Genomic DNA, 12416 nt, shown 5'->3' with positions numbered 1-12416 from the left:
GCGGGCATTTAACCACGTCGGCTTCGGGGCAAGAACACCCGCAAAGCTTCGGCGTAGCTTCTTCAAAACTTCTCCTAAAACAGAACTTATACGGAAGTGCTCCGTATAGTTGCCGCAATTGCTCATAAAAAACTTCGACCTGTTGCTTGAAACCCATGCTGTGGTTGGTGCTCTTTCTGCTCCTAGTGGCCCTGGGCGGGCTTTGGTGGCGCTACGCCATGCCAGCGGGTGCCGGCAGTACCCTGGCCTCGCCCGCGCTCGACGGCAACCACGCCTCGCTGCGCACCCGGCACTATCGGCTGGCCGACTTCCAGGATGCGCCGCCGCAAGCGCCTCCCGTGGCGGACGCGGCGGCTGACGTGGCGGTGGCAGAAGCGGAAGCAGCCCCGACGGACGCCCCGACGGAAACGGCCGCGGCAATCGCAGCTGATAGTCAGGCCGATGACCAGACTCCCCCGGCTGCGGCAGAAGCGGGCCAGCTGCCCGAAGGGGCCAAGCACAACTACATCACGGCCCCAGCGCCCACGGCGACCGACGCGCACAACCGCGGCGTGGAGTTGACCGCCGCCGAGCGGCGGGCCAAAATGCGCCTGGTGATGAACGAGGCGCTGAAAAACCAACGCGCCGCACCCGCTACTGCCTGAGGCGCGGGCCTTACCTCTCACCCTATTCACCTTTTCACCCTCCTACTTTTTCCATGCAAACACCCCTGTTCACCTCCCTGCGCCGCGGCGCAACTACTGCCGCCGCCCACGGCCTGAATCTGCTGGCGGCCGGCCAGACCTACCAACCCTCTAAGTTGGAGCAGCGCGGCTACGCGCTGCTTACAGTACTGGCCCTCTCAACCGGCGCGGCCCGGGCCCAAAGCGCCGAAGCGGCCCTCACCCAGGTCAAGGAGAAAGTCATTGGCATCGTGCAGGTCATTTTCGCCATCATCCTCATAATCGGCTTGATTCGGGTGGTGATGAAGTTTATCCAGGGCTCCCCAGACGCGCTGGGCTCCCTGGGCTGGCTCGTGGGCGGGGTGCTGCTCTGGTTCGGCTTCCAGCTCTTCAAGGACGACTTAGTGAGTGCCGTGGGTGGCAGCGAAGGCGGCGGCTTGACCAACTAAGCCGCTGCCACGATGCGCTCCTATAAATCCATCGAGCGGCCCGCCCAGGTGCTGGGCATGAACCTGCAGGACCTGGGCCTGCTGGTGGGCCTGTTCATCGGCTCCGTGCTGTTGCTCGGCTTTCTGGGCATGGCGGTCAAGATTCCGCGCATGGTCTACCTGCTGGTCATCCTGTCGGAAATCGGCCTCCTCCTGGGCCTGCGCTACCTCACCCGGACCCAGGCCCCCGGCTTTCTGATGGGGTGGCTTTCCTACACCTTCATTCAGCCCCGCCGCCTGGCGGTGGGACTATTACCCTTTCCCCCTCATGGCAAAAACACCCAAAACAACCGCGTTTAACGCGGTGATGCCGGTGCATTCCTTTGAAGAAAACAAGGTGGTCTTCAAGGACGGCCGCGTCGCCGTGGGCTTCGTGATTGAGCCGGCCGAGATGGAAAGCTGGACGGTCGAAGATTACGACGCCTTCCAAACGGCACTTGTGGGCGTGATACGGCCCCTGCCGGTGGGCACCATCGTGCAGAAAACCGACGTCTACTACGACCGGCCCTACCGCGAAGACAAAACGCAGCAGACCTACTTCGAGGGCAAGATGAACAAGCACTTCTTCGAGCGGCTCGTACTGTTCCAGAAGTCCTACCTGTTTCTCTCCTTCGCGCCGGTTGCGGTGAAAACCACCCGGACCAATGCCGTAAACGCCCTGGTGGCCCGGGCCGGGGAGGCCCTCATCAAGAATCCCTTTGCACAGCTCGTGCACACGCTAGAGGTGGCCGAAGCTGGCGCCGTGGAATTTACCCAAGGCCTCAAAAACCTAGGCGGGGTGGCGTTTGAGCGCATGAGCAGCCGCGAGATGCACCAGCTCTACCTGCAGTACTTCAACCTCAATTTCGACGGCCAGCCTACCCGGCAGGAGCGCGAAATCGGCAACGACCTGGGCACGCTCAGCGTCGGGGAGCACAAGGTCAACATCCTCTCGATGGTGGGCCAGGGCAGCGAGGCCCACGCGGCGGTCAAGAACAGCTACGGCGTGACCGCGCCCATGCTCTACCCGCTCACCCACGTGCTGCAGTGCCCGCACGTGCTCACCCAGGCGATGCTCGTGCAGGACACCCGCGCCGAACTCAGCAGCCTGGATACCGACCGCAAGCTCAACGCCTCGCTCTCGTTTCTCTCCACCCAGGACAATGCGCTGCGGGCGGCGGAAGTAGAGGAGTTCACCGCTGAAGTAAGGGCCGAGAACAAGCAGATTGTCGGCCTGCACCTCTCACTGCTGCTCTGGGACACCAACGACAACAGCCGGCGCGAAAACGTCGAGAAGGCCACGGCGGCGTTCCGGTACATGTTCGGCACGGAAAGCGTGGTAGAAAGCTACCTGGCCCTGCCCGTGTTCTTCGGCCTGCTGCCCGGCAACGCCTGGCAGGTGCCGGACCGCTGGCTGACCTGCTCTTCCGACCGCGGCGCCTGCTACACGCACTGGACGGCGACATACAAGACGGACCCGGTCGGGGAGTACCTGACCGATAGGTTCCGCAACCTGGTGCAGGTGAACCTGTTCAACACCGCGCTGGATAACCAGAACGCCATTGTCATCGGCCCCTCGGGCTCGGGCAAGAGCTACACCTTCGGCAATTTGATTGTGCAGCGCTTCGAGAAGGGCGCCCGGCAGATTATCATGGACGTGGGCGGCACCTACCGCAACGTGCTGCAGTCGCTCAACGGCGAAGACTTCGACCACACCTACTTCGAGTACGACCCGCAGCGGCCGATTGAATTCAACCCTTTCATCGTGCCGCGCGACGCTTCGGGCAAGTGGCTCTACAACGACGAGAAAACCAACTTTCACCTGGCTTTGCTCGCCGCGCTCTGGAAGGGCGGCAAGGATACCGGCCTCGATAAGTCGGAACGGACCATTCTAAGCCGCTTTCTGATTGAGTACTACACCTGCCTGAACGAGAGCGACCGCCTGAATCAGAAGGACGAGGAATTTCCGGGAATGGAAAGCTTTTATAAGTTCGTCGAGCAGTTTGACCACGAAATGCAGAAGCCCGTGGCGCAGCCCGGCGACGGGGTGGAGCCGGACCCGCTGGACGGGGCCCGCCGGCAGTACCAGAAGAATCTGAAGTATATCGACATGCACCAGTTCTTCCTGGTGCTGGGCCAGTACATCACCGGCGGCCGCTACGAGCGGGTGCTCAACGCCCGGCGCGACGTGGACTTGTCCGAGTACCGGCTCATTTGCTTTGACCTGGCCAAGGTGCAGGCCGACCCCGACCTCTACCCCGTGGTGGCCATGCTTATCACCGAACTGAGCCTGGACCTGTTCCGCAAGTTCCCTGACGACATCAAGTACATCGCCCTGGACGAGGCTTGGACCATGCTTTCGGGCGTGCTCTCGGAATTCATCGAGTCGATGTACCGCACCATCCGCAAAACCAACGGCTCAGTCACCATCATCACCCAGGGCATCACCGAGATTACCAGCAGCAAAATCGGCCCGGCCATCATCAATAACTCGGCCACCAAGATTATCCTGCGCCACGTTAACCCGGACTCTCTGGCCCAGCTGCAACCCCCGCTCGGCCTCACGGGGCACGAGATGGATTTGATTAAGTCGGTGCGCTCCACGGACGCGCTGCGCGAAATATTCATCAAGCAGGGCGCCAAGGGCAAGATATTCGGAGTGGAAGCCTCCCCGCAGCTCGATGCCATTCTCACCTCCAAGCCCGTGGAGCGCAACTACCTCAACAAGCTGGTGAAGTTCTACCAGCAAACCAACCGCAAGCCAGTGCTCGACAAAAGCGGCCGGCTGCAGCTGGACGCCGAGGGCAATCCGCAGTACGAGCCCGTCAAGGTGCAGCGCCTGGACTACGCCGTGGACCAGTTTGTGGAAGATAAACAGGCCCGCACGGGCGTACTGGCCAAATGAGCGGCTGCTACCTAATGGTCGCCTACGGGGCCGACCCGACGTTTCTGAGCGCCTGCGACCAGACCCTGCAAATCGTGCTGCGCGCCTGCCGCTTCATCACGCCCACCTTCATGCTCATTGCCCTGCTCTACACCGTCGGGCGGGGCTTCCTCTCGGGCCACGGGCTCTCCATGGACTGGGGTCCCATCCTCAAGGCGGTGTGGATATTCTTCCTGCTCTTTTTCTACCAGGAGCTGATTGACACGCTCAGCTCGGGGGTCGCCAATTTCACCCGGCTCTTTGCCACCCCGGACGGTTCGACGGCCGCTTCGGCGCTGGGCGCCACCATCAGCAGCGCTGACACCCTCTCGCAGAAAACGGTGGTCGAGCAAGGAGTGGACGAAATCAGTAACCTGCTGAAAACCATCACCTCATTCAGCTTAACCAACATCCTGCTGCAGCTGGTGACCGGGGAAGTGGTGCTGCTGATTCGGCAAATCATGCAGTTCATCCAGCAGTTCATTCTCGGGTTTCTGTTTGTCTGCGGCCCCATTTCCATCTGCCTGTCGGTTATTCCTTCCTTCGGCCAACTGGCGATGAAGTGGCTGCAAAACTTCCTGGCCGTGCAGTTCTGGGGGCTGTCGTTTGCCCTGCTGGACCTGCTCTACACCTACTACACGTCCTCCAATACCACGTTCGGCGGGGTGTTCGCGGGGCCGGCCGCCGTCGAGCAAGACACCAAGCAACTGGTGGTGTCGGTCGCCTTCATCATGCTCTACCTCATGGTGCCCTACCTGACCAGCCTCATCATCGGCTCCTCGGCCGCCCAAAGCTTCGTGGGCTCGGTGGTGGGCATGGCCGCATCGGCGGCCGCGGCGGGCGCCGGCGTCTCGGCAGGCATGAATGGCGGCGGGCACGGCGTATCCGGCGCCATCGGCCGCGCCATGGGCGGCGGCAGCAAAGCAGCCGGCGGCAGCGCGGGCGGCGGAGGTGGTGATGGTGGTGGCAGCTCCGGCGGCGGGACGCCCGCGCCAAGTGGCGGCAGCTCGGCTTCGGCGGGCCTGCCCACCATCACCATGTCGGACGCGCTGAATCCTTCCTACCGGCAACGCCCCTCCGGGCTGTGGACGGTTTAACCAATCCTCTTTTTTTCGATGAACCATTCAACCCGTTACCTGTCCCTGTTAGCCCTGGGCCTGGCCAGCGCCTGCCAATCCCAGGAGGAGAAGGCGGCCACGCACCTTGTCGACGCCCTGCAAACCAACGCCAGCAGTCCCGCTGAGCAAGCCAAAGCGAATGCCTGGAAAGCCGCCACTACCCTGCCTCCGGCCCTGCCCGCGTCGGCAGTGAACGTAGCGCCTGGGGTGGCCCAGATGCTGCCCGAAGAAGGCTACCTGGAGCTGATTTCAGTCACCAGCCAGGCCCCGGTCGCGGCCATCCTCGCCCTGCCGGCCGGCTTGCGGAGCGCCCAACGGGGCTACCCCAAAGTAGGGCCGGGCTACCGCATCCCCTTTGCGGCCGTGCTGCGCTGGAAGCCGATGGGCTTTGGCAAGAGCAAGCCTGGCATCGGCAAGCTGCAGCTGCCCTCTGCCCAGGATTCGCTGCGTGGCTTTTTCATCAGCGACATCGACCGGGGCGGCCAAGTGGTGCCGATGCGGCCCGCGCAGCCCGTCACGGTTCAGGGGGTGCTCTACGCCTACGCCAGCCCGGATGGCGGTGAAGACGCCGGCTTGCTAACCTATCCCTACCGGGGCCTGCAAATCTCCCTGCCCCTGGCCAAATAAGGGGCGGTGGGGAAGAAAATCCCGGCCTCCTACATCCCCTCTTGATGACTTAACCCGCATTTGCAATGGATTCTGCCAAAAACCTAAGTACCTCTTTCTCCACCATGCGCAACCTGGCCATGGGGAGCGTGCTGGCCCTGCTGCTCGTGGCCTTAGCCGCCGGCTTTCTGGTGTACCGCGCCTACGAGAACAGCGGCCGCCGCGTGTACGTGGTCGGCCAAACCGGCTCGGTGGCCGCACTCTCGGCGCCCACCACCGAAACGCACACCGCCTACGAAGCCCGCAACCTGGTGCGCAACTTCATGCTGACCATGTTTGGGCACGACCAGTACACCTACAAAACCAACCTGGACGCCGCCCTGCCGCTTATCGAAGGCCGCGGCGGCCGGCGCATCTACGACGGGTTCACCCGCGGGCAGGTGCTGCAGAACTACGAGCGCTACGCCGCCCGCAATGTGGTGACGGTGGACAGCGTAAGCGTGGACATGAACCACCGCCCCTGGTCGGGCCGGGTCTACATCAAGCAGCGCATTTTCATTGGGGGCGAGCAAAAAGAGCCCCTGCCGCTGGCTGCTAAGTTCAACCTGGCCGAAACCAACCGCTCGGATGCCAACCCCTACGGCCTGCTGATTACCAACTTCGACTACATCCCCTACAACCCGCAGGTGTCACGCGAGGAGCTGCAAGCCCTGAAAGAGCAGGAAGCCGACCGGCAGCGCGCCCTGCAGGAAGCCCAGCGCAGCGCGGGGGGCGGGGCTCCCGACGCCGGCATCGTTCCGGTCTCCCCAGTGGCCCCTGGTCAGGCCTCCCCGGCATCGCCCGGCAAATAAGTCTCTTCCTTCCTAAAGCGTATTCCCATGTTTTCTAAACTTCTGCTGGCCCTGGGCCTGCCGGTGCTGCTGGCCTCGGCCAGCTCAGCCCAAACCACTTCTGCCCCGTCGGTCATGCTGCGGCCGTCTTCCTCCGCGGTGCACACTGCGCCCACGCTGCTGGACGTGGCCGTGTCGGACAGCTCTACCACCTACCTCGTGTTCAGCGGCCCCGTGTCGCTGGTCGACGTGGGCATGGCCAATAACTACCTGGTAAAGATTGAAGCCAACGCCGTGTTCGTGCGCGCCCGCCGCAAGTCCGCACCGCCGACCCCCATGCTCATCCGCTTCGGCAGCAAATACTGGATGGGGCGGCTGGTGTATGTGAACCGGCCCGTGCTGCAGCTCTACGACTTCCAGAAAGACGGGGCCCTGGGCCTGAGCAATGGTGCTGGCTCCGTAGCGGGCTCGGCGCCGGAGAATGAGCTGGCGCTGGACAAAGAGCGGGAGAAGAAAGCCGCCGTGGAAGGCAAGCTCTCCGCGCTGCGCAAGTCCAAGGAGGAGCACCAAGCGGTGGCCGTGGTCGACAACGACCTAGTGCTTTCTCTGGCCAACGTACGCAACGACCGGGACTTCACTTACCTGCGCTTTAAAGTCATCAACCACTCGGCCATCGACTACAACGTCGATTTCACCGACTTCCAGCTGGTGGAAAACGCCCAGAAGAAGTTTCTGGCCAAGAAAAAGAACGAAGCGCGCCGCCCACTGGCCCCTTCCGGCGGCGGGACTAACCAGGTCGTTTCGGGCCGTACCACCGGCTACCTGACCTACGCCATTCCGCTCTACGCGGCGACCGACCGGGGTTACCTGGAAGTGACGCTGCGCGAGCTGAACGGGGCTCGGGTGCTGGTGCTGCCGGTGCCGTCGCGGGTCATCAATCGGGCCTCCACCATCTAACCCTTCCTTCTTATGGAACCTGCAAACCCCCATACTCAATCTCATTCCACGGGCTCAGCCGAGCACGATGACCACGAACGCCTGGGAGCGGACCGGACCGCTGCTGACAAATCAAAAACAACTCCGCTGGAGCTGCTGCGCAACAACTGGATACCCCTGACCGGCCTGCTGGTCTTGCTGGTCGCCGGGGGGCTGTTCCTCTGGCTGCGCTCGGCTACGCAGGCCGCCCAGCAACAGAAGGAAGTCGTGGCGGCGGCTTCGGAAAACATCGAGCCCGAAATCAAGGCCGCGCCCACCGAGCCCACCGCCCCTGTTTCGCCCTCGGCGCAAATCGAGCAGCAGCGGCGGCTGGAACAGGAAGCTCAGAGCACGCCGGCTCGCCCTAACACTGACGAAGTGGTGGAAGCGTTTGTCGCCGACACCCTGGGCCAGGCCCTGCGCCGGAAGCGGCGGGCCGCGGCGGCTACCCTGGCCGCCCGTCGCCGGCAGGAGGAAGCCCGCTTGGCCGCGGCCGACGTGGACACGATTGAAACGACTCTGCAGGACCCTACCACGGGTTCTTACCACGCGCAAATGCTGGTGGTCCCCCGGCGTCGCCCCGGCCAGGTAGTAGGCGCTTCGGCCCGCCAGGCGAGCTACCGGGCTGGCCGGGGCCTGCGGGCCGGGCTGCTGCCCGCGACCGATACTGACGGCACCCCGTTTGAAACAGACCCGGACGTGCTGGCTATGCTGGGCTCCTCGCCGCCCGAAACCCGCGCCGCCTACGAGCGCATGACGGGCAAGCGCTTCCGTGACCCCAAAGCGGCCGCGCAAACCCTGGCCAATCGTGCTAACGCTGCCGGCAGGGATGGCTTCAACACCGTCAAGGTGGGCAACTCCGCCCGGATGATGGCCCAGGGCAGCCAGGCCGAGCTCACGCCGGACGTGTTTTTCAAGTGCGTCATAAACGGCGAGCAGAAGGTGCGCACGGGCTCGGTGGTCCTGCTGCGCCTGCAGGAAGACGCCGTGGTGTCGGGCGTAACCTTCCCCAAGAACTCGGTCTTCGCCGGCATTGCCAGCGTGGGCACCAACAACGTGATGCTGGAAGTCAACCGCCTCGGGCCCACCCGGGTCGCGGCCAGCATCTACGACTACAACTACCTGCCGGGCATCATGATTGACCCGGTTAAGCGGGTCGCCAAGGATGCCAGCCTCGCCGGCCAGGACCTGCAGCAGCAATCCATGCAGGAAGTGAGCACCGCCATCGACCGCTCGGCCTCGGCCGCTAACTCGGTGGTGGGCGTGGGCGGGCGCGTGGCCATGAACGTGCTCAGCCGCCCCAAGACCCGCACCAAGCTGCGGGAGGTGTTGCTGCCCGACGGCTACCCCATCCTGATTACTACGGCCGCTGCCGGCCAACTGGGGCCAGCCACGGCGTCAGGCCGCTAACCCTTTCCATTCACTCATTCTACAACCATGAAAAAGACTCTTTTTCCGGCCCTGGTGGCTGTCGCGTTGATACTTGCCCCGGCTGGTCGGGCCCGGGCCCAGATGGTCGTCAATGACCCGGTGCACATGGGCGTGCACATCGGCGACTTCGCCAAGCGCCTCGCGCAGTGGACCGAAACGGTCAAAAACTACCAGGTCGTGAAAGATGCCCGCCAGATTGCCGGCGTCACCAAGGACATCACCAGCGAAGTCCGCAGCCTGACGCAGGAAGCCCTGGACCTACAAAAGCAGGTGCAGGCGGACTTGCGCAAAGTGCAAAGCATTCAGGACTTGCGCCTCTCCAACCCGCAGGAGTTGTTTGCCCGGGCTCTGGCCATGTCCGGCCGGAGCCAGACCAATCAGATGATGCCGGTCTATGCCAAAGCCCAGCGCCTGCGCCAAGCCCTGCAGCTGACCAACCCCGCGCAGGACGTGAACACCATGTACGACGTGTTTTCCCGCTTCGGGGCCAGCTCAACCGACCCCAATGGCAACCTGACTAGCGACCAGTACCAGGCCAAGCGCGAGGAATCGACGGTTTCCCTGTTCGCAGCCGAGGAGATGATGGCCAAGCGCAAGCTGGCCATGGCCGTGAATTACTACAAGATTGCCGACGAGATGACCGCGCAAAGCGTGGAAATGCAGGCCACTCTGAAAAACCCGGGCCGCTACGCCATGACGGAAGGGGAGCGGATGGCGGCGCTCAATTCCTCCAACGACAACATGATTAAGGCCATGCAGCTGCGCGAGCAGGGGGACCGCCTGTTCATGGAAGCCTCGCAGGCCGGCCCGGCCCACCAAGCTGCTGAAGCCGTCTACGCCTCGACCCTAAGCCGGAATGCGCTCATTAAAATGGACCGTAACCGGCCGCGCTAGCACGATGAAAAAGCTTCTTTTGATGGTGCTCTTGACCGCCGGGGTCGGCATCTTGCCGGCCTCCGCGCAGCGCCACGTTAAACACCTCGCCTCCTGGGGTGCCCACGTCGGCCGCTCTGAAACGGGCGACTACTACGAGCTGAGCTATACGCCCATGCTCACCAACCGCCTGGCCCTGCGCCTGAGCGGGGGCTACGAACACGGCACCCTGCCGGCACGCGGGGAATACTCGGTGTACCAGGGCCGCGTGCTGCTCTCCCCCAACTGTTCCGCCTCGGGGAGGTGGCCTACTTCCATCTGCTGCTGGGCGCGGGCGCCGGCTACGAGTGGACCAACCAAAATGGCAGTGGGGAGCTGATTACCGGCTCGGATGAGCCCCAGCGCTTCACCTATGGCCCGCAGGCCGGCCTCGAAGCCGATGTCTTCCTGGGCAACCGCCTCTCCCTGGTCGCCACCGGCACCAAAGGCTACCTCTTCAATAACCCGCTCATTGACCGCTGGCCGGGTTTGGCCAGCGCTGGATTGCGCTATCACTTCCGCTAACCCTCCCTTTCTGACCGATGAAACGACTTTCTTACTTGCTGCTGAGCTGCGCGGCCCTCGCCGCCGGCTGCTCAAAGGACGATGCTACGCCTTCTGGCTCGAAAGAATACCAGGTTGAGTATAAGATTACCTCTAATGCTCCGGTATCAGACTACCTGAGCTACACCAACGAAAGCGGCGGCAACACGACGCTCAACAACACGCCCCTCCCAGCCAGCTACCAATTTAAGCGCACCATGAAACGGGGCGACAACCTGACCATCTTGGCCAGCATCGATGGGGGCACGGCGGCCTCTGAAATCACCTGCGCTATCCTGCTGGATGGCAAAGAGGTGAAGAAGGAAACGGGCCGGGGCATCGAAGCTCAGGCGGTTCCGGTTTACGTTATCGGGGAGTAGTGAATAAAACGCCCGGCAGGGATTTCCTGTCGGGCATCTTGTCAACAAAAAAAGTCGGGGTATGCCATTGCGTGCCGTTCACCCAACAAATTCCACCCTTAAGCCCGATACCTCGAAGTAGCTTACTTAAGCTCAATCTCGGTGCGCACATAATAAGTACTATGGCCACTGCCGCGGCGCTCAGCAACTTGTGCCTTTATCATCTGCGCAAGGTCCAAACGGGCTTGCCTTTCCGAGACCCCCGCTGCGGCTTTTTCCTGGTATTCGCGCGCGGTAAATTTCTGTCCTTCAGTTAGCGTGGCGACAAAATCCCACACCCTCGGATTTAATTCTGCGGACGAGCGGGTTGGGGCACCTTTCTGCGGTTGGCTGCCTGCCCCCGGCAAGCGGAAGGTGAGCAGCATGCCGCCTGCCTTCTCCTCCCACTTTGGCGCTGGCAAGCCAGCTTTCTGACACGCCTCAATAATGCGGCGCCCCCCAATGCCCATCCGCTCAATCAAGCCTCTTAAGAGCAGCACGTGGGCCAAGTCAGGATTCCGGGGCCTGGAAATCCCCCCTTCTCGCAACGTTTTCAGGGTCACTCCTTCGGGAAGTCCTCCGGCGTTCCATATTTCCAGGTGGCGGGGGAACAAGGATATGCTAATGCTTCCGTCGCTGCGGGAGTAGTCGCGGTGCACGATGGCATTTAATAATGCTTCGCGCAGTGCCTCTGGGGGAAATGTTACGGCTTCTGCCCGCACAAAATCAGTGGTTCCTGGCAGCGATGCCTTTATCGACAGATTTGTCTGCAGAAAGGCATTCATTTGGTCGAGCAGCGAGAAGACGTGGCCCTCAAATGACTTATTGTCCAATATTTCATCTTTGCTCTCGTCCGCAAAGTGCACCGCCCGCACCCGCGTCTGCGGCAGAAACCGGGCGGCTTCTTTGGCATAGAGCGCCACCGCGGCATTCGTTAAAGCGCCCCCCCGGACTAGATACAGCGCATCCAGCATGCGCTCATGCTCCTGAGGCAAGTTGGCATAGCGGCGGCGATTCGCATCCTCTGCCGTGCGTTCCAATTCTGCTTGGTCTAAATCGGATAGTTCACACCCCAAATAGGGGCGGGCTTCCCAACGAGGCACACTTTCCAGTTGCCCAACCAATTCGATAACGTTTTTGGGCGTGGCTTTCCGCGTGGACTCTCCCTCTCGGACATAAATAGTGTGAGAGTAGGTGTAGGGCCCGTCGGCTCCCGGGGCTATTTCCAGCAGCAGCACTTTTTGGTTTTGGAAGGCTACCAAGCTAACCATGCACGTGGCCGGTGGCTGCACCCGGGAGAAAATCTCCTTTTGCACGCTCTCCACGGCCTCTTCAGCCTGAGGGACCCCCACTACCTGGCCTGTGTCGCTCACACCCACCAGTATGCGCCCTCCTTCTCCATTGAGGAAAGCACAAACCGTTTGGCCAATGGTCTTCAGGTTGTATTTGGTGAGCCGCTCCAGCGTGTTGCTTTCGGGCTGCTTCAACAGCTCCAAGTCACTGGTCAGGGTAGTCAGGGCGGGGCCGGTATCTTTCTGGTTTGTCATCTGC

At 62.3% G+C, this 12416-nt stretch carries 14 protein-coding genes; 13 read left to right on the top strand and 1 reads right to left on the bottom strand.

The annotated features are described in order from the left end of the window. The first annotated feature begins 155 nt into the window (after positions 1-155). From LRS06_RS23020 to LRS06_RS22960, 13 genes are all read left to right on the top strand, one after another. Positions 156-644, top strand: coding sequence for a hypothetical protein (locus LRS06_RS23020; protein ID WP_257873695.1), 489 nt, complete (start codon positions 156-158; stop codon positions 642-644). A gap of 53 nt (positions 645-697) precedes the next feature. Next, complete coding sequence (locus LRS06_RS23015; protein WP_187317338.1) at positions 698-1111, top strand: hypothetical protein; 414 nt, start codon at positions 698-700, stop codon at positions 1109-1111. Between the two features lie 12 nt (positions 1112-1123). Beyond that, positions 1124-1450 carry a hypothetical protein gene (locus LRS06_RS23010; protein WP_257873694.1) on the top strand — a complete coding sequence of 109 codons (327 nt, stop codon included), beginning with the start codon at positions 1124-1126 and terminating at the stop codon, positions 1448-1450. Next, positions 1419-4034: a VirB4 family type IV secretion system protein gene (locus tag LRS06_RS23005; RefSeq protein WP_257873693.1), complete on the top strand. Its 2616-nt coding sequence runs from the start codon at positions 1419-1421 to the stop codon at positions 4032-4034. The genes LRS06_RS23010 and LRS06_RS23005 overlap by 32 nt, the downstream gene beginning before the upstream one ends. Continuing rightward, on the top strand, positions 4031-5149 hold the full coding sequence (locus LRS06_RS23000) for a conjugal transfer protein TraG N-terminal domain-containing protein (RefSeq protein WP_257873692.1): 1119 nt from the start codon (positions 4031-4033) through the stop codon (positions 5147-5149). The genes LRS06_RS23005 and LRS06_RS23000 overlap by 4 nt, the downstream gene beginning before the upstream one ends. A gap of 18 nt (positions 5150-5167) precedes the next feature. Then, positions 5168-5797, top strand: coding sequence for a hypothetical protein (locus LRS06_RS22995; protein ID WP_257873691.1), 630 nt, complete (start codon positions 5168-5170; stop codon positions 5795-5797). A 65-nt stretch (positions 5798-5862) separates the two neighbouring features. Continuing rightward, the gene (locus LRS06_RS22990) at positions 5863-6627 is read left to right on the top strand and encodes a conjugal transfer protein TraK (RefSeq protein ID WP_257873690.1); all 765 of its coding nucleotides are present in this window, start codon (positions 5863-5865) and stop codon (positions 6625-6627) included. 27 nt (positions 6628-6654) lie between these two features. Next, positions 6655-7563, top strand: coding sequence for a conjugative transposon protein TraN (locus LRS06_RS22985; RefSeq protein ID WP_257873689.1), 909 nt, complete (start codon positions 6655-6657; stop codon positions 7561-7563). Between the two features lie 12 nt (positions 7564-7575). Next, on the top strand, positions 7576-8991 hold the full coding sequence (traM, locus tag LRS06_RS22980; protein WP_257873688.1) for a conjugative transposon protein TraM: 1416 nt from the start codon (positions 7576-7578) through the stop codon (positions 8989-8991). 27 nt (positions 8992-9018) lie between these two features. Then, the gene (locus LRS06_RS22975; protein ID WP_257873687.1) at positions 9019-9906 is read left to right on the top strand and encodes a hypothetical protein; all 888 of its coding nucleotides are present in this window, start codon (positions 9019-9021) and stop codon (positions 9904-9906) included. 4 nt (positions 9907-9910) lie between these two features. Next, complete coding sequence (locus tag LRS06_RS22970) at positions 9911-10264, top strand: hypothetical protein (RefSeq protein ID WP_257873686.1); 354 nt, start codon at positions 9911-9913, stop codon at positions 10262-10264. Next, the gene (locus tag LRS06_RS22965; RefSeq protein WP_257873685.1) at positions 10189-10449 is read left to right on the top strand and encodes a hypothetical protein; all 261 of its coding nucleotides are present in this window, start codon (positions 10189-10191) and stop codon (positions 10447-10449) included. Before LRS06_RS22970 ends, LRS06_RS22965 begins: the two co-directional genes overlap by 76 nt. A gap of 17 nt (positions 10450-10466) precedes the next feature. Then, positions 10467-10847 (top strand): hypothetical protein, encoded by a 381-nt coding sequence (locus LRS06_RS22960; RefSeq protein ID WP_257873684.1) that lies wholly within the window; start codon positions 10467-10469, stop codon positions 10845-10847. A gap of 122 nt (positions 10848-10969) precedes the next feature. Here LRS06_RS22960 and LRS06_RS22955 read toward each other — a convergent pair whose 3' ends face one another. Next, a complete protein-coding gene (locus tag LRS06_RS22955; protein WP_257873683.1) occupies positions 10970-12412 on the bottom strand; it encodes an RNA-binding domain-containing protein in 1443 nt (480 codons plus the stop codon). Positions 12413-12416: the final 4 nt, after the last annotated feature.

The organism is Hymenobacter sp. J193, from assembly GCF_024700075.1.
In the GTDB taxonomy this organism is placed as follows: Bacteria; Bacteroidota; Bacteroidia; order Cytophagales; family Hymenobacteraceae; genus Hymenobacter.
The sequence above is the reverse complement of the archived record's forward strand: the minus strand, read 5'-3'. Positions and strand labels throughout refer to the sequence as shown.

Bases quoted from the DNA above. Each gene is read 5' to 3' on its own strand.
- LRS06_RS23020 (WP_257873695.1), top strand. From the start codon at position 156: ATGCTGTGGTTGGTGCTCTTTCTGCTCCTAGTGGCCCTGGGCGGGCTT.
- LRS06_RS23015 (WP_187317338.1), top strand. From the start codon at position 698: ATGCAAACACCCCTGTTCACCTCCCTGCGCCGCGGCGCAACTACTGCC.
- LRS06_RS23010 (WP_257873694.1), top strand. From the start codon at position 1,124: ATGCGCTCCTATAAATCCATCGAGCGGCCCGCCCAGGTGCTGGGCATG.
- LRS06_RS23005 (WP_257873693.1), top strand. From the start codon at position 1,419: ATGGCAAAAACACCCAAAACAACCGCGTTTAACGCGGTGATGCCGGTG.
- LRS06_RS23000 (WP_257873692.1), top strand. From the start codon at position 4,031: ATGAGCGGCTGCTACCTAATGGTCGCCTACGGGGCCGACCCGACGTTT.
- LRS06_RS22995 (WP_257873691.1), top strand. From the start codon at position 5,168: ATGAACCATTCAACCCGTTACCTGTCCCTGTTAGCCCTGGGCCTGGCC.
- LRS06_RS22990 (WP_257873690.1), top strand. From the start codon at position 5,863: ATGGATTCTGCCAAAAACCTAAGTACCTCTTTCTCCACCATGCGCAAC.
- LRS06_RS22985 (WP_257873689.1), top strand. From the start codon at position 6,655: ATGTTTTCTAAACTTCTGCTGGCCCTGGGCCTGCCGGTGCTGCTGGCC.
- traM (WP_257873688.1), top strand. From the start codon at position 7,576: ATGGAACCTGCAAACCCCCATACTCAATCTCATTCCACGGGCTCAGCC.
- LRS06_RS22975 (WP_257873687.1), top strand. From the start codon at position 9,019: ATGAAAAAGACTCTTTTTCCGGCCCTGGTGGCTGTCGCGTTGATACTT.
- LRS06_RS22970 (WP_257873686.1), top strand. From the start codon at position 9,911: ATGAAAAAGCTTCTTTTGATGGTGCTCTTGACCGCCGGGGTCGGCATC.
- LRS06_RS22960 (WP_257873684.1), top strand. From the start codon at position 10,467: ATGAAACGACTTTCTTACTTGCTGCTGAGCTGCGCGGCCCTCGCCGCC.
- LRS06_RS22955 (WP_257873683.1), bottom strand. From the start codon at position 12,412: ATGACAAACCAGAAAGATACCGGCCCCGCCCTGACTACCCTGACCAGT.